General features: G+C 69.1%; 23 protein-coding genes. 2 read left to right on the forward strand and 21 right to left on the reverse strand.

Translation table 11 applies throughout. The annotated features are described in order from the left end of the window. The first annotated feature begins 26 nt into the window (after positions 1–26). Positions 27–209: a hypothetical protein gene (locus ACFY1L_RS36325; RefSeq protein WP_388833954.1), complete on the forward strand. Its 183-nt coding sequence runs from the start codon at positions 27–29 to the stop codon at positions 207–209. A gap of 109 nt (positions 210–318) precedes the next feature. Here ACFY1L_RS36325 and ACFY1L_RS36330 read toward each other — a convergent pair whose 3' ends face one another. From ACFY1L_RS36330 to fabG, 7 genes are all read right to left on the reverse strand, one after another. Next, a complete protein-coding gene (locus ACFY1L_RS36330) occupies positions 319–510 on the reverse strand; it encodes a hypothetical protein (RefSeq protein WP_388833957.1) in 192 nt (63 codons plus the stop codon). Then, positions 510–1,847 carry a DUF2637 domain-containing protein gene (locus tag ACFY1L_RS36335; protein WP_388833960.1) on the reverse strand — a complete coding sequence of 446 codons (1,338 nt, stop codon included), beginning with the start codon at positions 1,845–1,847 and terminating at the stop codon, positions 510–512. Before ACFY1L_RS36335 ends, ACFY1L_RS36330 begins: the two co-directional genes overlap by 1 nt. Continuing rightward, positions 1,844–2,485, reverse strand: coding sequence for a WhiB family transcriptional regulator (locus ACFY1L_RS36340; RefSeq protein WP_388833963.1), 642 nt, complete (start codon positions 2,483–2,485; stop codon positions 1,844–1,846). The genes ACFY1L_RS36335 and ACFY1L_RS36340 overlap by 4 nt, the downstream gene beginning before the upstream one ends. Before the next feature lie 158 nt (positions 2,486–2,643). After that, on the reverse strand, positions 2,644–3,360 hold the full coding sequence (locus tag ACFY1L_RS36345; RefSeq protein WP_388833966.1) for a hypothetical protein: 717 nt from the start codon (positions 3,358–3,360) through the stop codon (positions 2,644–2,646). Between the two features lie 2 nt (positions 3,361–3,362). Continuing rightward, entirely contained in the window at positions 3,363–4,247 is an 885-nt protein-coding gene (locus ACFY1L_RS36350; RefSeq protein ID WP_388833969.1) for a helix-turn-helix domain-containing protein, read from the reverse strand. Continuing rightward, a complete protein-coding gene (locus ACFY1L_RS36355; RefSeq protein WP_388833972.1) occupies positions 4,244–4,390 on the reverse strand; it encodes a hypothetical protein in 147 nt (48 codons plus the stop codon). The genes ACFY1L_RS36350 and ACFY1L_RS36355 overlap by 4 nt, the downstream gene beginning before the upstream one ends. A 384-nt stretch (positions 4,391–4,774) precedes the next feature. Beyond that, positions 4,775–5,497 carry a 3-oxoacyl-ACP reductase FabG gene (gene fabG / locus ACFY1L_RS36360; protein WP_388833975.1) on the reverse strand — a complete coding sequence of 241 codons (723 nt, stop codon included), beginning with the start codon at positions 5,495–5,497 and terminating at the stop codon, positions 4,775–4,777. Between the two features lie 242 nt (positions 5,498–5,739). On the opposite strand from fabG, the gene ACFY1L_RS36365 reads away from it, so the two are divergent. Next, positions 5,740–6,621, forward strand: a complete 882-nt coding sequence (locus ACFY1L_RS36365) for a helix-turn-helix domain-containing protein (RefSeq protein WP_388833978.1) — start codon at positions 5,740–5,742, stop codon at positions 6,619–6,621. Positions 6,622–6,963: 342 nt separating this feature from the next. Here ACFY1L_RS36365 and ACFY1L_RS36370 read toward each other — a convergent pair whose 3' ends face one another. The 14 genes from ACFY1L_RS36370 to ACFY1L_RS36435 form a co-directional block, all read right to left on the reverse strand. Further along, on the reverse strand, positions 6,964–7,410 hold the full coding sequence (locus tag ACFY1L_RS36370) for an NUDIX domain-containing protein (protein WP_388833981.1): 447 nt from the start codon (positions 7,408–7,410) through the stop codon (positions 6,964–6,966). After that, positions 7,407–8,060, reverse strand: a complete 654-nt coding sequence (tmk, locus tag ACFY1L_RS36375; protein ID WP_388833983.1) for a dTMP kinase — start codon at positions 8,058–8,060, stop codon at positions 7,407–7,409. Before tmk ends, ACFY1L_RS36370 begins: the two co-directional genes overlap by 4 nt. Continuing rightward, on the reverse strand, positions 8,057–9,583 hold the full coding sequence (locus ACFY1L_RS36380; protein WP_388833986.1) for a B12-binding domain-containing radical SAM protein: 1,527 nt from the start codon (positions 9,581–9,583) through the stop codon (positions 8,057–8,059). The genes tmk and ACFY1L_RS36380 overlap by 4 nt, the downstream gene beginning before the upstream one ends. Before the next feature lie 12 nt (positions 9,584–9,595). Further along, positions 9,596–10,399, reverse strand: coding sequence for a hypothetical protein (locus tag ACFY1L_RS36385; RefSeq protein WP_388833990.1), 804 nt, complete (start codon positions 10,397–10,399; stop codon positions 9,596–9,598). Positions 10,400–10,491: 92 nt separating this feature from the next. Beyond that, positions 10,492–11,154, reverse strand: a complete 663-nt coding sequence (locus ACFY1L_RS36390; RefSeq protein WP_388833993.1) for a hypothetical protein — start codon at positions 11,152–11,154, stop codon at positions 10,492–10,494. Continuing rightward, positions 11,151–11,729 carry a hypothetical protein gene (locus ACFY1L_RS36395; protein WP_388833996.1) on the reverse strand — a complete coding sequence of 193 codons (579 nt, stop codon included), beginning with the start codon at positions 11,727–11,729 and terminating at the stop codon, positions 11,151–11,153. The genes ACFY1L_RS36390 and ACFY1L_RS36395 overlap by 4 nt, the downstream gene beginning before the upstream one ends. A gap of 206 nt (positions 11,730–11,935) precedes the next feature. After that, positions 11,936–12,883, reverse strand: coding sequence for an endonuclease/exonuclease/phosphatase family protein (locus ACFY1L_RS36400; RefSeq protein ID WP_388833999.1), 948 nt, complete (start codon positions 12,881–12,883; stop codon positions 11,936–11,938). Positions 12,884–13,016: 133 nt separating this feature from the next. After that, positions 13,017–14,273: an acyl-CoA dehydrogenase family protein gene (locus ACFY1L_RS36405; RefSeq protein ID WP_388834002.1), complete on the reverse strand. Its 1,257-nt coding sequence runs from the start codon at positions 14,271–14,273 to the stop codon at positions 13,017–13,019. An 87-nt stretch (positions 14,274–14,360) separates the two neighbouring features. Further along, complete coding sequence (locus ACFY1L_RS36410; protein ID WP_388834009.1) at positions 14,361–14,951, reverse strand: GAF domain-containing protein; 591 nt, start codon at positions 14,949–14,951, stop codon at positions 14,361–14,363. Further along, a complete protein-coding gene (locus ACFY1L_RS36415) occupies positions 14,948–15,544 on the reverse strand; it encodes an ATP/GTP-binding protein (protein WP_388834012.1) in 597 nt (198 codons plus the stop codon). The genes ACFY1L_RS36410 and ACFY1L_RS36415 overlap by 4 nt, the downstream gene beginning before the upstream one ends. Positions 15,545–15,551: 7 nt before the next feature. After that, a complete protein-coding gene (locus ACFY1L_RS36420) occupies positions 15,552–15,947 on the reverse strand; it encodes a DUF742 domain-containing protein (protein WP_388834019.1) in 396 nt (131 codons plus the stop codon). Then, positions 15,944–16,426 carry a roadblock/LC7 domain-containing protein gene (locus ACFY1L_RS36425; protein WP_388834023.1) on the reverse strand — a complete coding sequence of 161 codons (483 nt, stop codon included), beginning with the start codon at positions 16,424–16,426 and terminating at the stop codon, positions 15,944–15,946. The genes ACFY1L_RS36420 and ACFY1L_RS36425 overlap by 4 nt, the downstream gene beginning before the upstream one ends. A 19-nt stretch (positions 16,427–16,445) precedes the next feature. Then, positions 16,446–17,918 (reverse strand): ATP-binding protein, encoded by a 1,473-nt coding sequence (locus ACFY1L_RS36430; protein WP_388834025.1) that lies wholly within the window; start codon positions 17,916–17,918, stop codon positions 16,446–16,448. Positions 17,919–17,972: 54 nt separating this feature from the next. Further along, the gene (locus ACFY1L_RS36435) at positions 17,973–18,494 is read right to left on the reverse strand and encodes a hypothetical protein (RefSeq protein ID WP_388834028.1); all 522 of its coding nucleotides are present in this window, start codon (positions 18,492–18,494) and stop codon (positions 17,973–17,975) included. Between the last annotated feature and the right edge of the window lie 94 nt (positions 18,495–18,588).

Here is an 18,588-nt window from a genome sequence, read left to right on the forward strand (position 1 = left end):
GATTCGGGCCTCGTGGAGCGAGTGCGGTGCTGGATGGTCGCGGTCAGCGCGAGGAGATCGGCCGGTCCCGCAAGGATGCGGACAGGTCCGTCGAGGTGCTCCTGGACGAGCCACTGGCCGGTGGGCGTGAGCACAGCGGCATGCAGAAGTCGCCGACGGACCAACACGTCCGCCCAGGCGCCGGCCTCGGCGACGGTGGGCTCGGATGAACGAGGGGGACGCGGAATCACAGTGTGTCTCCGTAAGCGGGGGCGGTGGGCCGGCACGAGGCCGGGCCACCCTTGGCGGATAGGGGAGTTGAGCTGGTGTCTTGCCGGGTCATCCGCACTCGGGGCAGCGCCCGACGTGGCTGGACAGCGCCCGGGCCATCCGCTTCTTCGTCGAGGCAGCCCGCGTTGCGCTGGACTTCGCCGCCGGCCTGTCCTCGTTCCGCTGGGAGTGGGCGAGCATGAAGCCGATCTCCCGCTCGTACTCCGCGCGGACGGTGTCGAACTGATGGCAGGTCTTCATCACGGCTTCCTCGTCGTGCGGGGCAGGTGCGCGAGCTTCGGGTCTGCGTAGAGCTGAGCCTGGAGCTTGCTGAAGCCCTCGTTGCTGATGGTGATGTTGTGGCGCCGCAGGTGGGGTCGTAGGACCGAGCGGGTCATACGACCTGCTTCGAGAGCGGCTTGGCGGGCGACCTCGACCTTCGTCTCCCACGGGACCTCGTCGTTCTGGTCCGCAGACGTGGTCCGCGGTGCGTGCGAGGTTCCGTGGTCCGCGGTCCGCGCCCCTTGCGGTGCGCCCGATGACCCGTCCTCGTTGTGGTCCGCCGGACGGTCCGCGGGCTGGTCCGTGTGGTCCGGGGTGTTGCCGTCCGCGGTGGCGGACTCGGTGGATCGGTCCGTGGTCCGAGGGTGCTCGTGGTCCGGCATGTGGTCCGCCGGGGCGCCCTGTTCCGCACCAGCCGGACCAAGGTCATGGGCCGGTCCGGGCCCCTGGTCCGCTCGGTCGTGCTCCGCCGGGCCATGGGAGCCTTGGGCCCCTTGACCTGTGGTCTTCCTGGTCCGCCCGCCGCCTTCGACGCCCTGCGGACCATCGCCGGTCTGCTGGTCCGCAGCAGCCGTGTCGTGGCCCGCAGCCTGGTCCGGGGTTGGGTTGGTCCGTTGGTCCATGGCCGGGGCATCGTGGTCCGTCGGGACGGTCTCGGTGGCCTGGTCCGCGGTCCGCGAGTGGCCTTGGCCCGTCGCGCCGCGGTGGTCCGCGCTCTCAGGCCCCCCTTGCGATGCTGGTCCCTGCCCGCGGTCCGAAGGGTCTGCCGGACGGTCCGCCGGGCCGGTCCGCTCCGGTGCAGGGATAGAGGCGGGAGCGTGGTCCGTGATCCGTTCGGTGGACATCTCCTCTGTCTGGTCCGCCGTGTATCCGGCACCCGGGTGGTGGCGGGTGATGAGGATGTAGAGGTGGACCGCGCCGGCCAGGGCCAGAGGGGCGAGGGTGGAAAGGATGGCGACGACCGTGTCGCCCAGGCGCAGACCCGAGTGCGTGGTCTGCTGGTTGAGGCGGACCGCGTGCAGGGCGTTGGCCCAGATGCTTGCGGCGGTGGCGGTACCGAAGAGCACCCAGACGTAGAGCCGGGCCCGCAGCGGGGCCTGGGAGAGGACCAGCAGGGCGCGTACCCCGTAGGCGATGAAGCCGTCGATCACGAGGGGGAAGAGGTAGGTGAGCAATCCGCGGATGTGGATGGCGACGGCCATCTGCTGCAGGGCGTCGTAGCTGAGCGCGCATCCGGCGAGGCCGAGGACCACGATGGCGAGGCGGTCCCAGAACCCGACGGGCGTGACGGCGGGGGGTGCAGCGGTGGGGGTCATGCGGCCTTTCCGAGAGGGGCGGGTGCCGGAGTCGGCGTCGCCGGGCGTGTTGCGGGTTGCTGTGCACCGGGCCTGGCGGGCGCGGGACTGTCCCCTGTCGGGGAGGTCTTCTTGCGCTTCTTCTTGGGGCGGGGAACGCCGTACGTGCGGTCGCGGTCGAAGACCTTGTTGGCGGACTGCCGCAGCAGGTCGCGGGCGTGCTTGTGGCTGATCTGCAGGGCGGCGGCGAGCTGGTAGGGCCGCCAGCCCCGGACGTAGGCGTGGTCGATGACGACCTGCCGCTCGGCCTCGGTCAGGTGCACGTCGCGTCCCTGGAAGAAGGCGGTCACGCGCCGGTAGTCGAGGCGCTGGTGCAGGTTGTCGTGCAGCGGGCGCCGCTCGGCTTCGGTGAGGCCGCCCCAGACGCCCTCCTTGAGAACGTTCTCCAGGGCGAAGTCGAGGCAGTCGCGGCGGACCGGGCACCAGCCGCACAGCTCCTTCGCCTCCGCGATCTCTTCGTGGTCCCGGGGCCCGGGGAAGAACACGGCGTCGGCGTCCTCGACGTCCATGCCGTAGCACGCTCCGCGGGTGTGCCAGCTGGTGTCTCCGATGCCGCGCAGGCCGGTGGTCGGCGCGTCGTGCGTGGTGATGAGGCGCAAGGCGGGTCTCCGATGTGCTGCCGCACTGGCCGACCGGGGCGGGGCCGGCAGATGCGGCGTCGGGTACTTGCCGCGGCGCGCGGGCGTGCGCCGCAGCCGGTGCGGAACGGGGATGTCGGGCGGCGGTGCGCGGCGGGGTGCACGGGCCCATGCGCCGGTCAGGCGATGGCGGGCTGCCCGGCCTGCTCGGTGCGTCGGGCCTGGGCGGCGGCGAGGTCGAGTCGGCCGGGGTGCGGGGTGGCGCGCGGGGCGGTTGCGCGTACCCCGTCGTCGGGGCCGATCCGGCGGCGGCGGCGGCAGGGCTCGCCGGGCTGGGCCTTGCACCACTGGCAGCGCACGCTCAGGGCGTCGGGCTGACCCTGGGCGATGGCCGCCTCGCGGGCTGCCCGGGCGGGCCGGTAGGGCGCGAGGGCGGCTCGGGCGGCGGGCGGGATGCAGGAGCCGACCCGCTCCAGCATCGCTTCCAGCGTCGGGTCGGTCACGTCGCGACCGCTGGTGATCGCCCGTGCCTGTGCGGGCTCCGCGATGCCGGCGGCGACGGCGCGGCGCATGCCGACCAGCTCGGCGGTCCAGGCGGCCTGGTCGTCCGGATCGGCGGACGGCGTCGGGTCGGAGTGCCGGGCCAGGCGGTCGCGCCGGTAGCTCTCCCAGGGATGGACCACGTCCGCGGGCAGGATCTGGTACGGCGAGGTGCGGATGTGCTGGCGGGCGGCGACGCGCACGTCCCAGCCGTACGGGGTGGCCAGCGGCACGTCGCCGAGCAGCTCGTGCCACTGGGCGATCTGATCGCGGGCTTCGCCCTGGTCGGTGCGGATGGTGCGGGGGTCGAGTCGGCCGATGTAGGCCAGCAGGGCGGCGGTTTCGCGGCGGTCCACGGTCAGCCCTCCGTTCCGGTCGGCTCGTCGAGGGCGGCGAGAAGGGCAGCGGTGTGGGCCTCGGTCAGCGTCATGCCGCTCGGCGCGGAGGAGCTTTTGCTGTGCCCGGCGGGGCGGTTCGGGCGGTGGGGGGCGTGCTCCCGGGCGATCCAGGAGCGCCAGTCGGCAGCCCAGGCTTCCGCCGGCCTCGGCTTGAAGCCGGCGCGGTGGGCACGCCACTTCGCGTCGGCTGCCTGCAGGCCCTGATCGCCGAGGCGGTCGAGGTGTCCCTGCTGGCGGGCCCAGGTGTGGGTGGCTGGGTCGACCTTCCACTCGGCAGCCGAGGTGACGGCAGCACCACTGCTGTACCTACGGTTCAAATCCGGTTCACTACGGTTCTGTGTGCCGGTTTCCGGTACACCGGGGTGCCGGTTTCCGGTACTGCGACGTGCCGGTTTCCGTCGGGACCTGCCGGTTTCCGGTCCTGCCGGTTTTCGGGACCTCGCGGGGGATTCCGGCACCTCACGCGGGCGGATTCCGCACCGCCGCAGGGCCGAGATCTGCAGCGCCGGGGCGGCCTCAGATCTCTCCGCCAGCGCCTGGTCGGCTTCCTCGTCCTCGGCGGTCTGCACCGCGGCCTCGGCGGCGAGGGGGAGGCGGTAGACGGTGCTGCGCTGCGGGCCGGTGAGGTCGTCGAGCTGCTCCAGCTCACCGGCGTGGACCAGGCGGTCGATGGCTTCGCGTACCGTGGAGACCGAAGCGTGGGTGCGCTTGGCCAGGCTCGACAGCGAGGCCCAGGAGACGCACTGCTCATCGGCCACCCGGTCGGCGATCGACAGCAGGACCAGACGCGCGGTCCCCCGGCTGGTGCTGTGCTCCCACACCCACTCGCGGGCTTCGCTGCTCATCGGCCGCTCCCGATGAGCAGGCCGAGGTGGTGATGGGTCGGGACCGGGACGGTGTGCTCCGGCTCGGGGCGCTGAGGCGCCGAGGCGGAGGTGGCTGCCGCGCAGGCCAGGCGGAAGGGCCTTTTGCGCAGGGCAGGAGGCATGCGATACTCCCCGTTGCAGTGTTGCCACGCTGAAGCGCCCCTTGGAAGGACTCAGCGTGGTGATGGTGGGCAATCTCCGCCCTTGCCGGGGCGAGTTGCCGTTTGAGCGTCCGGCGTCCGGGAGTTAGCCGCTCCCGGGCGCCGTCGCTGTATGTGCGGACCTACACGTCTGGTCGGTCCTCGCCGCGCTCCTCACGTTCATGGACCCGGGCGCGTGCCCGGACGACGACGAACATACGCACGGACCCGTGTCAAGATCCAGAGTTGATTCTCAATCTCTGTACTAGTTGCAGATCGTGATGTCTGGAGCGCGATTCGTGGCACCCCGCAACGGGCGGTATGGCCCCGAGCGAAGGCGGCAGAATGATTGGTAACCGGGGAATGTCAGTGCCCCATGGAGATGCCACCGTCGACCGGTACCACGGCACCGGTGATGTAGGAGGCTTCCTCGCTGCCCAGGAAGGCGATGGTCGCGGCGATCTCCTCCGGCCTTCCGATGCGGCCGAGCGGAACGTCCCCGATGATCTTGTTGACACGTGTCTCTGGCAGGGCTGCGGCCATGGCGGTGTCGGTCAGGCCGGGGGTGACGATGTTGACGGTGATGCCGCGTGAGCCGACCTCTCGGGCCAGCGAGCGGCCGAAGCCGATCAGTCCCGCCTTGGAGGCCGCGTAGTTGGTCTGTCCGGCTTCACCCTTGAGCGCGGCAGCGGAGGACACGAGGATGATGCGGCCGCCCTGCTTGGCCTTCACCATGCTCCAGGTGGCTCGCTTGGCCAGACGGTAGGAGGCGATGAGGTTGGTCTCCAGGACCGTGGTGAAGTCCTCCTCCGACATGCGCAACAGCAGCTTGTCCCGCGTGATGCCGGCGTTGGCCACGAGCACCTCGACCGGGCCCTGGTCGGCCTCCACCTCCTTGAAGGCGCTCTCGACCTGTTCGGGGTCGGTGATGTCGCAGAGCACGGGCAGGGCGCCGAGGTAGGCGAGGTCGGGATCCGCCCCGGCAGTGCGGTGCGTGAAGGCGACCTTGTCGCCCCGTTCGAGAAACGCCCGGACGGTGGCGTGCCCGATTCCACGGTTTCCGCCGATGATCAAAACAGAGCGCGACATGAAGATCCCTTACACGAGCGAGTGCACCGAATCCGCTGCGGTGGAGAATGCGCTTTCGGTGATGTTGTCGGTGACCTTAGATCGGCAACCTGCGTGGCACAGGAAGTCAAAGCATTCGCTTATGCTGCTGATGAGAACTGGCAGTTCTCATTTCTCTGCGACAGGCGATCGGCGTAGGAATGCCGCACGCGCCGGCGTTCGTCAACTCCCCTGAAAACTGTGACGATTGAAGGAATCGGAAGATGGGCGAGTTGGTGCGGGCCGACTGTCAATGTGATCTGAATCTCACCCTCGGCCGTTATGTGAACGTTATGAATAGTAATGAGACCCAGGCTTCGATCGTCCCCCGCATACTGCGGCAAGCGCGGGCGCGCCGTAATGCATCGGACATTCCGGGCTTCACGGCCACGTTCGGGGACAGGACGGCCCCCGGGATCACCCAGGCTGAGACGGCGCAACTGGCCGGCGTCAGTCGCCGCTGGTACAACGCCCTGGAGTCCGGGCGGTCGGCAAACTACTCAGAGGGCTTGCTGCAGGCGATCAGGCGGATCCTGGATCTGACTGTCGATGAATGGCGCGTCGTCTACCGCGTCACCCACGGGAGCACCCCGGCCGAAGCCCCGGTTAGCCCTCTCACGGACCTGCTTCCTGCGGCAATCCGCACCCTCGTCGAGGAGAGCCCGACCTGGGGCCTCTACATGAGCGACCTCCGCTGGGACATGCTCGCCTACAACGCCAAGACCCTGGAATACTTCCCGTGGATGATGTACGGCCTGAACGTCATGGAATGGGCTCTCACCTGGCCCGAGGCTCGCACTCAGCTCATCAACTGGCAGGATGAATGGGCGCTGCCCATGATGGCCCAGCTCCGCGTGCATGCCGAGCAGTACCGCCACGACAAGCGCCTTCAGGAGGTCATCGAGACCGTCCGGGGTGATGCGGTTGCGCGCAAACTGTGGGATTCCCCGAATCTGCCCAGCATGACCCACCCGGCATCGCACCGGCCGCGCCGCCTCTACCTTCCCCGGCAGGGCGGCACGGAATTTGCCATGCACCTACTCGCCTTTGCCCCCCTGGAGCTACCGTCCTGCCGACTGATGGCGATCATGCCGACGGAAAGCTAGTCGGGCGGCCGGGGGATTCCACGGCTCGCCAGGACGATTTTCGGGAGTGTGCTCGTGTGTCATTGTCTAATGGAGAGTGATGTGTCGTCAGATTCTGGCAGGATCCCTTAAACGATGCGATGGTGACGGATACTCAGTTATCCACCTTTGCGATCGAGCTCTTCTGGGGCGTCAACTTCCTTCATTGACGCCAGCGATACCTTGAGTCCTGCGGCTTCCCCCCCCGCCCCCTATGGTGGCGCCAAGGAAAGTGACTCAGCCATCCGAGATCCCCGACAGAGCCGCTCAGCGGATGGTTCCGTGGCGTCAGCTTCCGCGCTATTTCCTTGGACGCGCGGGGGCTTACTGCTTCCAGCCGTGCTCAGTGAGGGGGCTGGCACCTTCTACGGCGCCGACTAGACCCGCCTTGGGGTACTCGATGACGTCGGGCAGATCGTGAATGCTGAACCATTCGAGGGCAAGGCACTTCTCCTCCCCCTCCTTGTTCACCGGGTCCCCCGACCATTCGGTGGCCTCGAAGAAGAAGCCCAGGCGGGTGGTGGTCGGATCCTGATTGTGGTGCACGACGTGGACCAGGCGGAGGCGGGTCGGGTCTACAGTGATACCGGTCTCCTCGTACAACTCCCGGGCGGCGCCGACGCTCAAGGGCTCCCCGACGTCGAGCTTGCCCGAAGGCATGTGCCACCGGTTGCGACCGTAGGGGCCGCCGCGCTGTGACAAGAGGATCTTGTCACCGTTGCGGAGGATGACGTGGGTGTCGATGACGGGGTCAGCTGGCGTTCCGGTCATGGTCCTTGGGGGGTTGGAGAGGTGGTGGAGGGGACCGAGGCTATCGGGAGGTCCGGTATGGCGTCGGCGATTCGCTGAGCTACGTCCGATGGGGTGTAGGCGCCGTTGTCGAGAAGCAGCACTTCGACACCGCGGCTCATCAGGTAGACCGCGGCTTCCCCGTACAGGTCGACTTCCCGGCGCGGGCCGGTGGGGTCGAGGTGCCATCGGTGCGTAATGCCGCGCTCGGCGATGCGTGCGGCGATCAGGCCCGGTTCGGCGGTGAGGATCACGGCCAGGTCCGGCATGGGGGCGTGCTGGTTGACGTCGATCAGGAACTCGACAGGGACGCCGTCGAGTTGCTGGAGGACCAGGGTGGACGGAAGGTAGCGGTCGCTGATGACGAGTTCGCCGGCCTTCAGCGCTGGGTCGATCACCGTCTCGATGTGCTCGTACCGGGTGGCGGCCACGAGGCAGGCCAGTGCCAGGCCGTGAATCGTGTTCGCGTTCGAGCGAGTGAACTTTCCCAGTGCGGTGTCGGTCGGCTCGACGGTGTGACGGGCAGGGCGGCCTTGCTGGGTCAGCAGGTCGTGCAGGGCCTGCACGGTGGTGGACTTGCCCACGCCGCTCGGCCCGTCGACGCTGACGAACCAGCCCCTCCGGTCGGTCACGCGGCTGCCTCCGGGATCTTCTGGTTGCGACCGTGCTGTTCGCGGGTGAGCTGGGCGAGCGTCGCGCGGATACGTTTCAGCGGCACGTCTCCGAACTGGATGCCGACGGAGAAGTTGAACTCGTCGCGCTGGCGCATCGACTCGTGTGCTCCGTCGCCCGTCAGGTCGACGTCGCCGTACGCGAGGAGGGCGTCGGCGCTGTGGCCGACGTCGATGAGGGTCTGCCACACGGGGGTGCCCGGGTAGGGCCTGAATTCGAAGACGCTGGCGCGGACGTCACCGGCGTGCTGGTCGGAGATGTCCCAGAGGTTGTGTATGTGCCGGACGGTGGCGTCGAGGTCCTCTGCGGTCTCGCCGGGGAAGCCGAGGATGAAGTAGCCCTTGACGCCGATGCCGCGGGCGACCAGGCGACGGGCGACGCGTTCGGTCATCTCGGCGTCGATCCGCTTGTCCATCGCCGCCAGGATGCGGTCGCTGCCGGACTCGATGCCGAGGGCCACCTCGCGCAGTCCGTTGGCGACCAGGCGCTCCAGGTCGGAGTCTGACAGCCGGTTGAGGACGTTGATACGGCCGGTGGCGTCCCAGACGTACCGGTCACCGATCCGCTCGCGGGTGAAGGCGTCCATCTGCTCGTCGATGACGCGGCCGACACCGAGGAAGAGGTCGTCGACGAAGCGGAACGCGGTCACTCCGTACTCGTCGTGCAACTGGTCGAGCTCACCGATGATGTTCTCGGGGGAGCGCACCCGGATGGCGACGTCCGGGTTGGCGGAGACGGCGGCGCCGCAGAAGGTGCAGTTGTAGGGGCAGCCGCGGCTTCCGACGATGTTGGCCTCCCAGTGGCCCCGGGAACTGATCCAGGGCCGCGCAGCGGCCAGGCGGCGGTCTGCGGCGGTGGCGGGGGCCTGGTAGGGGTCCTGGGGCAGGAACGCCCGGTTGACGTACGGCAGGGCGTTGATGTCGGGCCCGAGCATTTTGGCGCTGGTCTTGGGGTCGGCGATGCCGACGGCCCGGGTGCCGAGCAGGGGATCGCGCCACAGGACGCCCGGCAAGGTGCGGCGGTTGTGGACGTCGTCCAGGAGGGCGGCGACGCGGAGTTCACCCTCGCCCAGGACGAGGGCACGCAGGTGTTCCATCCGGGGGTCATTGAGGATGCGGTCCGGCATGGCCTTGGCGTGGTGCCCGCCGACCATCAGGTCGATGCCCGGGTCGAGCCGGGCGGCGATCTGCGCGGACATCTCGTACGTGGGCGCCAGGAGGTTCATGGCGGCCCAGCGGGGCGTGGCCTCGTTGACGAGCTGGGCGGCCTCTTCGACGCCCAGGCCGTGGGCTTCGGCGTCGAGGACACCGACGTTGAAGCCCTGTTGCTGGGCGTAGGTGGCGATGTACGCCATGCCGAGCACGGGGAGGGTGTAGTCGTTGGTGCGGGGCCGCAGGGTGTAGTCACGCAGCGGTGCGTTGACGAACAGTGCGTCGAGTGTGCGGGTGGTGTCGGCGCCTGCGATCAGCGTTAACTGCCGCATGGTTCCTCCAGGTCATCGTGCGTGCGCCCCCCAGGTGAGGGTGGCGAGGGTGAGGGTGTGCAGGGCGGTGCGGTCTTCACCGGCCCAGCCGGTCCACAGCGGACCGAAGGCCTTGTTCTTCTTGTCGGGCCAGGAGTAGGCGGGAGCGATCTGCGCGGCCCAGGTCCGCACGGCGAGGTCGTCGTGCGGGTAGATGCTGAAGTCCCCGGTGAAGTCGGCGGCGGCCGCGCGGGCGGTCCACGGCCCGATGCGGGGGATCGTGGTCAGCGCGTCGGCCAGCGCGGAGGCGTCCAGGTGCTGCCACGTCTCGTGATGCTCGTCGTACTGTTCGGCCGCGGCCTGCAGCGCGGTGCGGTGGAACTTTGCGCCGACAGCGGCGAAGCTGCTCTCGGCCAGCTTGAGCACCTTCGTGTGCGTGGGGGCCACGGCCAGGCGCCCGAAGGGGCCATCGATGTCGGTGCCGTACTTGCTGCACCAGGTGCGGTAGAGCTTGCGGGCCTGGTCCGCGCGGACGACCTGCCGCAGGATGGCGGTGGTGATCGCGTCCCACAACCAGGGGTTGGCCAGACGCTGGGAGACGCCGAGTTCGACCAGCCCGTCCCGCAGAGCGGCGGGTGTGGCCGCGGGCAGGTCCGCGGGGTCGGTGACGCAGAACGACGGCTTGATGTCCTCGTTGCCGTCCACGCAATCAATGCGCAGGCCGCTGTTTTCGTGGGACATGACCCACAGCCCGGAGCCGGCCCGCACGGCGCGGGCGCGGGCGCCGTTGTCGTAGTGGTGCCAGGCGGGGTGATCGGTTGTCAGTACGCCGGCCATCACAAACTCCTCGTGTCGTTCGGGGGTGTTCGCCGTAGCCTCTCGCGTCACAGGCGGGCGGCACGCCGTAGGGGCTGCGGAATCCCGTGGGGTCAGTTGATGATTCGGCGGTCTCGCAGGTAGCGGTGCATGGTCAGGTACTCGTCGACGGTGGCGGAGCGCGACTGTTCGGGCTGGTTGCCGGGCGCGGCCGCCTCGGGCCAGGACTGCGCGGGGGGCATGAGCTCTTCGGCGGCGTGGGAGGCCGCCTTTCGGCGGGGGCCGCGGATGAAGAGGGTGACGGTGTCGGGCGCCATCACGGCCTGGTGCACCATTGAGTGGTCAAGCGCGTACGCGCTGCCGGGGCGTTCGACCGTCACGATGGCCGGCTGGAGGTCGGCGCCGGTGAACGGGCCCTCCCAGCCGTTGGTGCGGCGCCGGACGACGTGGACGTAGCCGCCGGTCAGGATGTGGGTGGCGAACGCGTAGCAGTGGTCGTGCGGGACGAGTTGGTTCTCGGGCCGCGGGTTCATGTTGAGGCGGATCTCGAAGCTGTGGTCGGGGGCCTCCCACAGCGACAGCCGGTTCAGCAGGAGCGTGACGCGGCTTGCTGCAAGGCGGGAGGGGTGGTTCACGACCTCGTCGACGAGCGTGGTGAGCAGATTCCGGTCTGTGGCCAGCCGGTCGAGAATGCTGCGCATGACGTGCTGCACGTAGTCCAGGTCGGACACATCCAGACACAGTTCCTGCGTCAGCCAGGAGTCTGCGGTCTTCACGGACGCCTCCCTGCCGTACCGGCCAGCGAGACGCCTTCGAGGACCTCGCGCGCCCGGTGCGCGGCACGGGAGTATTCGTCGGGAGTGAGCGGCGACCCGCCAAGTTTCGCAGGCAGCGCGACGGCCAGCAGGTGCAGGGCATCGGCGCTGCTTCGGGTGGCGCAGCGCGTCCCCGCGTGCACGGCGAACCCCGCCTCCGGTCCGAAGACGCGTTCGTAGCGCGGCCATTGGGCGAGGGACTCAGCCTCCTCCTGGTACATCTCCAGCTCCATCGAGCCGGAGAGCGTCAGCACTACGGATGTCGCGAGTACTGGCCAGGGCACCAGGCCGGACTGTGTCGTCACCCGAAGGTAGGTCAGGGGGCCGTCCGGCAGCTCAACGGGCAGATGGGCGTACCCGTGGGCGAGGAACGAGCCCTCCGCCCGGTAGGTGCCCGTGTCGGACACGCTGAGGATCCTCGACGCGAGCATGCCGAGCCAGCCTTCGGCGTGCGAAGGGTCGATCTGAGGAATCTCCGCGGGGTCTTTGCTCTGGTCGAGTAACTGCAGGACGAAGGCGGGCAGGACGGCGGTCACGAGGCATTCCCTGTGCGGTCGGCGGGATGGTGGTGGCGCCCGGCGCGGGGGCGGAGGTGGCGCCTTCATAGGGGGAGGAGAAGCCGCACCGTCTTCCCCGCGCCGGGCTGGTGTCTCGCGCTCGGCCACGGGGGGTGCCGAGCGTGAGACGCGGGACCCGCGCACGGTCCTTGGAAATCACGGGGTGACCGTGCGCGGGAGCTGAGTCAGGCCACGGCCTGGTCCAGGGGGACGGGTGGGTGTATGCGGCGCAAGGCATCGGCCAGACCACGGCGGGACAGCACGACTTCAACGCCGTGGTGGTCACTGATGCCGGTGGTGTCCAGGACGTTGACGGCCAGCACGGCCCGCGCGATCCGACTGTCCGAATAGACGATGTCGATCCGGCGCGGGCCGCCTTGATCGGGCTTGGCGTGACCCGCCGTCGGGCCGATGGCGTCGGGTTGCGCAAGAGTGTGGGCGGCGTAGCGCGCCGCATCCTGCAAGCCGCTCGTCAGCAGGGCTCTGTGCAGGTACGTACAGCTGACGCGCGACCCGTCCGGGGCGAGGTTGGTCCGGTGATGGATGTGCGCCCGGTCGGTGACGGTCGACCAGTCGATGGGCGGGATGCTCTCGCCGTCCTCGACCGGGTACTCGTTGCCGTCGCCCCCGCCGATGAAGGCTCCGCGCCGCTCCATCCGGTCGACCAAGGCCGTGATCTCGTCGGCCTCGCGCTCGCGGCCTCGGGGACTGTTGAACGCGGCGTGCCACGACATCAGTAGCAGCTCGGCCTCGGGGACGTCGGCGAAGCGGGCCGACACGATGGTCGGCGGAGTCCGCCAGAACATCGCGTTGTACGTCATGCGCTCGAAGACCGGGAAGGTCTCCGGCCGGATGAACAGGGCGGTTGGGTTGCGGCCGGCACCGTTGCCCGACAGGAAGCCCTTCATCCCCAGCAGTTCCCCGGCGGCCTTGAGACGCCGGTCGTCGTCCAGGTGGCTATAGGTGGCCTCTTGTCGCAGGATGACGTCGGCTTCCAAGGGCTTGAGGATCTGGTGGTGGGCGTCCAGCCAGCGCTGCGGGAGGCTCCCGTCGAGGTTGTCCGGGCCTCCGTCCTTCTCCAGGTTCAGGCACGCGATCGTTACGACGGGCTCACCGTAGGTTGAGGTCCGCACTGATCTTCTCCTTCCGGTTCTGTCGGGATGGACCTGGCGCCCGCCGCCGAGCGACGACCGCCCACGTGCTCGGCGGCGGGCTGGTCCCGTGCACGGCAATGCGGATGGAAAGGGGTGCCGTGCACGGGAGTTCTTAGACGCCGACCGGCTGGTCGACGATGGGGGGCTGTGAGCGGCCGGCATGCAACACGGACCACGGGGTGCGCGTGCTGGCCTCCTCCTGCTGGAGGAGGTTCTCCGCGAGGCGCCGGCGCTGGACCTCGCCGGTCCCGGCGGGTGCGTAGGTGGTCTGCATGTCCCGCCAGATGCGCTCGATGGCGAAGTCCTCGTCCAAGCCGTTGGCGGCATGCAAGCGCATCGCGTCGTCGCCTGTCTCGCAGGCAAGATCGTGGCCGAGGGCCTTGGCGGCGAGGAGTTCGTCATCACAGGGCAGGCCACGATCAAGCATGTCGACCGCGTGATACGCCACGATCCTGGCCGCGAGCAGCCGGGTGGACATCCCACCGAGCCGGTCCTGTATGACGCTGAGGTCGGCGAGCTTGCCCTTGTAGCGGGGGCGCTCACTGACGTACCGAGCAGTCAGGGCGACGGCCGTCTCGTGCAGCCCCAGGGAGACCGCGGTCAGGTTGGGCCGGCCGTACAGGATGCTGCTGGACTGGGCTACTTCGAAGCCCTGGCCGACATCTCCCAGTACGTCGTTCGGGGAGATGCGCACACGGTCGAAGGTGATCTGACCGTAGCTGAAGCCGTGCAGCCCCAGCTTGCCGCTGTACGGAACGCGGTCCACCCCACGCTGATCGCCCCGGACGAGGAACGCCGTCAAGGCGCGCGAGGTGCGCGTACCGGTGGGGGCGGTGCGGGCGACGACGACGTGGAGGTCCGCGATGTGGCTGTTGCCGACGTGGGCCTTGACCCCGGTGAGCACCCAGGACCGTCCGTCCCACTCGGCTGCGGTCGTCATGCCGCCGATGTGGCCGCCCTGGTCCGGCTCGGTCACGGCGATCGACATCAGCACGCTGCCGTCGGCCACCCTTTTCAGCAAGGCGGCGTGCTGCTCGGCGGTGCCGTAGTGCAGGAGAGCGGCAACGGGGATCAGGCTGGCCTGAAGGGTCGCGGCTGTTGCACCGGAGACGCGGGCCAGGCGGTGGATCAGGATCGTCTTGGCGACGTGCCCGGCCTCCATGCCACCGAAGGCCTCGGGGACGGTGACGCCGAACCAGCGGCGGCCGGCCAGCAGCCGGGCGATCTTCCGGTCCACGCGGTGCGGGGCACCTTCCATGCGCTCCACCCGGGGCTGGATCTCCTGGGTGGCGAAGTCGTCGACGGCTTCCCAGAGTGCCCGGTGGGCAGGCGTGAGGAACCTGTCGAGGCTGTGGGGTGGGGTGGGCATGGGCATGGACGGTCCCTCTCCCTGAAGGGGCTCACATGACGGCGGCGGCCGGAACCGCGTGTGGGGGGTTCCAGCGCAGGGCGTACGTCAGGAGGCCGGCAGCATGGGGATCTTGAGGACGCCGGCGGCCTCGCGGGTGGTGTTCCGGACGATGGACTGCACCCGGGCCGCATCGCGAAGGGTCCGCGGTTCCGGGTCGATGATGCAGACGGTGAGCAGAGCGAGGCCGGTCACCTCGTCGACGATGGGCTCGCCAAAGTAGGACTGGATACCGATGGCGTCGACGACGTGGTTGCTCTGGAACCGAGGGGAAGCGGCCACGTCCGGCAGCGGCAGACCACGTCTGCGCTGGACGACCTCGGGACACCAGCCGTGGTTGCGGCTCATCGTGCGGCCGACGATGGGAAACCCGGCCTCCCGCGGGGGGTTGTGCAGGCCCAGGAACGTCTGCTCCTCACCGAAGGCGTTCACCATGGCGTAGAGGAAGCCGCTCTTGGCGGCCATGTCGGCGGCAAGGTCGTCGAGCACCTCCTGCCCCTCCATCGAGATGCCCAGCTCGGTGAAGCGGGTGAATCGCGTGCCCATCTCGGCCAGTTCGGTGGCCGGGTCGTCCGTGAAGGCCTGGACCTGGCGGTGCGTGATGTGCGATGCGCCCGGGGTGTAGGGAAGAGTCATCATGCGTCCAAGAGGGAGGAGTGGGCGGAGCGGGTCTGTACGACGTGCTGGATCAGGGCGAGGAGGACCGAGGCCACCGAGTCGGGGTTGCGCGCGTCGCAGAACATCAGTGGCACGTCGCGGTCGACGTCGAAGGCCTCGCGGATTTCCAGCAGCGTGCGCGGGGTGGTGCCGGGGAAGCGGTTGACCGCGATGATGAAGGGCAGGCCGAGCTGTTCGAAGAAGTCGGCCGCGTGGAAGCTGGAGTCGATCCTGCGGGTGTCGGCCAGGACCACCGCGCCGAAGGCGCCTTCGGACAGGTCGTGCCAGAAGTCCCAGAAGCGAGGCTGTCCTGGCGTGCCGAACAGGTACAGCTCGATGGGGTCGGGATCGTCCCAGCCGACCCGGCCGAAGTCGAAGGCGACCGTGGTGGTCCTCTTCCGCTCGACCCCGTGCAGGCTGTCCGTCGCCGCACTCTGCTCGGTGAGAACCTCCTCGGTCCGCAGCGGCTCGATGTCGCTGATGGAGCCGATCGCGGTGGTTTTGCCCACCCCGAACCCTCCGGCGACGACCACCTTGACGATCGCACGCTCGGCCGCCTGCGATGGCTGCGTCATGTCGCCGTCACCCGGCCTTCGCCGTTGCCTGCGGCCACTGGCGCCTGAGCGCGGCGCTCAGCGCGAGCAACTGCTGCCTGTCGCGATCCTTGCCGGGTGCCTCCGGGATGGGCAGGCTCAAGGCGCCGGCGTCGATCAGGTCGGACACCAGGACCGACACCGCAGTGACGTGTAGTTCGAGCATGCCGGCCAACTCGACGAGCGGGCGCGAGCGCTCCCGGCACAACGCGATGATCCGCACGCTCTCGTCGGGCACGCCCTGCGGGGAGCGGGGACCCGCCCCGAGGACGGTGCTCATGCTGAGGGTGTGACGGGGCCGCGTACGCCCGTCGGTCAACGCGTACAGCCGCGCGATGCTGTCCGTGTCGCCCACCGGGACGTCCGGACTGGGGCGGGAGGTCATTCGACACCGGCGTCCTGACCATCACGCACGCGGACGGGGGTGGTCATGAACGGGGCGAACCGCTGCACGAGGCGGCCAGCGGCGAAGGCGACCGTTCCGATGTTCGCGTCCGTCCGGGTGAGTACGACCAGGATGGTGGCGACGGTATTTCCGTCGGAGTGGAAGGCGCTTCCCTCACCGGCCTCGGTTGCCATGAAGAGCGTGTCATCCCGCTCGATGAGCACTTGGCTCGCCGGCATCTTCTTGTTCGTCGGCCCGGTGACTCCCCTGGCCAGACTCATCACCCCGGAGAAGGCCGCGGCCACATCGTCCGCCCAGTCTTCGTCCATGTGGGAGACGACCGCCTGCTTCAGGCCGTCCCGGGCGACCAGCAACGCGTGGGTGACACCGGTGGTGTCCTTGACGAATTCGTCCAGCAGTCGTGTCATCTGCTCCTGGACGTCCTTGGGGGAGGTCACGGTGGGCGAGTCGTAGGTCATGACGGAAGGCTCCAGGGGGTCAGGGCTGGGTGGGGGGCTGCTCGGGTTGAAGTCCGGCCTGGAGGCCGGAGCGCCAGTCGGCGCCCGCTTGGGGGTTCGCGGCTGGGGGAGGCGCGGAAGGCCCCTGCTCGGGCATGGGTCGTGGCTCTCGCCTCCGTCGCGGTAGGGGGTTCACGCCGTTGGCGTCGGGCCGGGGCGAGGGGGCTACGGCGCGGGGGCCAGGGGGTGGCGGTTGTCCGGGTGCACCTGCGGGTGCCATCTCGCGGACGGGCGGCGGCGGTTCGGTCGACACCGAGATCGTTCCGATGACCGGGGTGGTCGGGACGAGGAGGTGGTTGGGGACGACAACGTTGGCCGTGGTGCCCCCGGTCGGGTTCAGCGCCAGCCAGACCTTGAGGCCGTACTTCTCGGCGATCTTGCCGGCTGTGATGAGGCCGAGGCTGCCGTGGCGGACCTGATCTGCGATGACGGCGTGGCCCGGGGCGCGCAACAGCGCATTGAACCTGTCGCGCTTGGCGGGGTCCATGATGAGTAGCGCGCGGTCCTCGACCTCGAAGACCAAGCCGTGGGCCACCTTCTGCGCCCGGACGACGACCTTGGAATCCGGATCCGAGTTGTCCAGTCCGTTGTCGATGAGCTCGGCCAGCAGGTGTGTGACGTCAGGGTGTACGTGGGCGGGCAGCGCGAACGCGGCGCCGACCTCACCGCCCGCGGTCTGGACGCGGGCGTACTTCACAGTCTCCGACTTCGCACCGCGCAGGACAGTGGCGACCGGGACGGGGGCCCGAGTCTCCCGCAGGGACTTGCCGCCCAGGACGACGGAGACGCTTTCGACCATGCGGCGCAGCCGTGTCGCGAGGTGGTCGATCTTGAAGCTCCGGTCGAGCAGTACCGCGTCGTCGGTCCCGTTCTGCAACAGCGTCAGGTGCTCCAGCATCTCCCCGATCAGGGCATGCTGACGTCGTGTCAACGTCTGGTGCATCGTCACCAGAACGGCCGCCTGCGATTCGTCGTGCACCCGCAGGAGAGAGGCAGCCCCCTGCACTTGCAGATTGCTGACCAGCTCCAGCACCTTGTTGAGCGGGTCGCCGCCCTCCCAGACAGGCTCTTGAGGCAGCGGAGGACGCTTCCCCCGGCACAGCTCCTCGGCCGCCCAGATGAGGCTCTTCTCCGTAGCCTGCAGAGCCTCCGCTACGCGATGCAGGTCGGCCTCGCGGCTGAGTTGCAGGGACGCCGCCACCGCGTGCACGCGCACACCACCCACGATCCCCGCGACGACCATGCTCCCCGCGAGACCAATGGCGATCTGCGCGAGGGTGAGGTGAAACGCCCAGGCGGAGAGGACGGTCGCGCAGGCCAGAACGATGACGCAGGCCAGCGGCAGGTACAGGGCGCCAGCGACCTCGTCGAGGAGGTTGCGGTCTATCCGGGCTCGGCGGCCTCGTCTGCGGCGGTGGTTGGCCGGGCGGGCAGATGGTTGGGGGGAAGGCATGGGGTCCTCGTAATCGGGTTCCAGCAGGGGGATGTGCGAGGCGACCGGTGCGGATCAGGTGAGGGGGAGGATGGCTTGCACGGTCTTGCCCACGACCTCGCCGTCGACGTCGCGCTTCACGTCCCAGCGCAGGCGCCCTCGGTAGTGCGCCACCCACCACAGCCCGGTCGGCCTGCCGTTGGGCTCTCCGGACAGGCTGGCCGCCTTCTCGAAGTCCGGGAACTCGGGATTCGCGTCGTCCACCTCGACGAGGAGCTCGCGGGTATCCCCAGTCACGATCAAGTGGAGCGAAACGCGGCCGTCGGGGAAGGGCTTCCCATGGCGTACGGCGTTGTCCACCAGCATGTCGGCTACGCGGGTCGCGATGTCCGCATTGCCGCGCCAGCGGCCCGTGCTGAGCCAGGGGCGAGCCCGAAGGCGTGCGTTGGGGCCCGCTCCTCCGTTGGCCAACAGCGCTGTACTCCACTCGAAGGCCGGCTTCTCCTCCTGTTGCAGGGGAAGCAGTGTGACGGTCGCTGTCTGCGGGTCCTCGCTGACCGTCGCGTCGGTCAGGGGTACCACTACGTAGTTGGTCAAGGTTTTGGGGTGCTGGATCGGCACCTTCACGGGACGCTCCCAAGTTCACGTTGTGCTCGGTCATGCACGCTCAGCGAGGGGTTGGTGATCTAGC

The organism is Streptomyces sp. NPDC001663 (assembly GCF_042893105.1).
GTDB lineage: Bacteria > Actinomycetota > Actinomycetes > Streptomycetales > Streptomycetaceae > Streptomyces.

What these genes read in the sequence shown, in the direction of transcription:
- ACFY1L_RS36355 (WP_388833972.1), bottom strand. Translation starts at nt 4,390, where the DNA reads ATGCCTCCTGCCCTGCGCAAAAGGCCCTTCCGCCTGGCCTGCGCGGCA.
- ACFY1L_RS36385 (WP_388833990.1), bottom strand. Translation starts at nt 10,399, where the DNA reads ATGGCCGGCGTACTGACAACCGATCACCCCGCCTGGCACCACTACGAC.
- ACFY1L_RS36350 (WP_388833969.1), bottom strand. Translation starts at nt 4,247, where the DNA reads ATGAGCAGCGAAGCCCGCGAGTGGGTGTGGGAGCACAGCACCAGCCGG.
- ACFY1L_RS36415 (WP_388834012.1), bottom strand. Translation starts at nt 15,544, where the DNA reads ATGACGCAGCCATCGCAGGCGGCCGAGCGTGCGATCGTCAAGGTGGTC.
- ACFY1L_RS36370 (WP_388833981.1), bottom strand. Translation starts at nt 7,410, where the DNA reads ATGACCGGAACGCCAGCTGACCCCGTCATCGACACCCACGTCATCCTC.
- ACFY1L_RS36405 (WP_388834002.1), bottom strand. Translation starts at nt 14,273, where the DNA reads ATGCCCACCCCACCCCACAGCCTCGACAGGTTCCTCACGCCTGCCCAC.
- ACFY1L_RS36425 (WP_388834023.1), bottom strand. Translation starts at nt 16,426, where the DNA reads ATGACCTACGACTCGCCCACCGTGACCTCCCCCAAGGACGTCCAGGAG.
- ACFY1L_RS36330 (WP_388833957.1), bottom strand. Translation starts at nt 510, where the DNA reads ATGAAGACCTGCCATCAGTTCGACACCGTCCGCGCGGAGTACGAGCGG.
- fabG (WP_388833975.1), bottom strand. Translation starts at nt 5,497, where the DNA reads ATGTCGCGCTCTGTTTTGATCATCGGCGGAAACCGTGGAATCGGGCAC.
- ACFY1L_RS36380 (WP_388833986.1), bottom strand. Translation starts at nt 9,583, where the DNA reads ATGCGGCAGTTAACGCTGATCGCAGGCGCCGACACCACCCGCACACTC.
- ACFY1L_RS36420 (WP_388834019.1), bottom strand. Translation starts at nt 15,947, where the DNA reads ATGACCTCCCGCCCCAGTCCGGACGTCCCGGTGGGCGACACGGACAGC.
- ACFY1L_RS36430 (WP_388834025.1), bottom strand. Translation starts at nt 17,918, where the DNA reads ATGCCTTCCCCCCAACCATCTGCCCGCCCGGCCAACCACCGCCGCAGA.
- ACFY1L_RS36410 (WP_388834009.1), bottom strand. Translation starts at nt 14,951, where the DNA reads ATGATGACTCTTCCCTACACCCCGGGCGCATCGCACATCACGCACCGC.
- ACFY1L_RS36365 (WP_388833978.1), top strand. Translation starts at nt 5,740, where the DNA reads ATGGGCGAGTTGGTGCGGGCCGACTGTCAATGTGATCTGAATCTCACC.
- ACFY1L_RS36335 (WP_388833960.1), bottom strand. Translation starts at nt 1,847, where the DNA reads ATGACCCCCACCGCTGCACCCCCCGCCGTCACGCCCGTCGGGTTCTGG.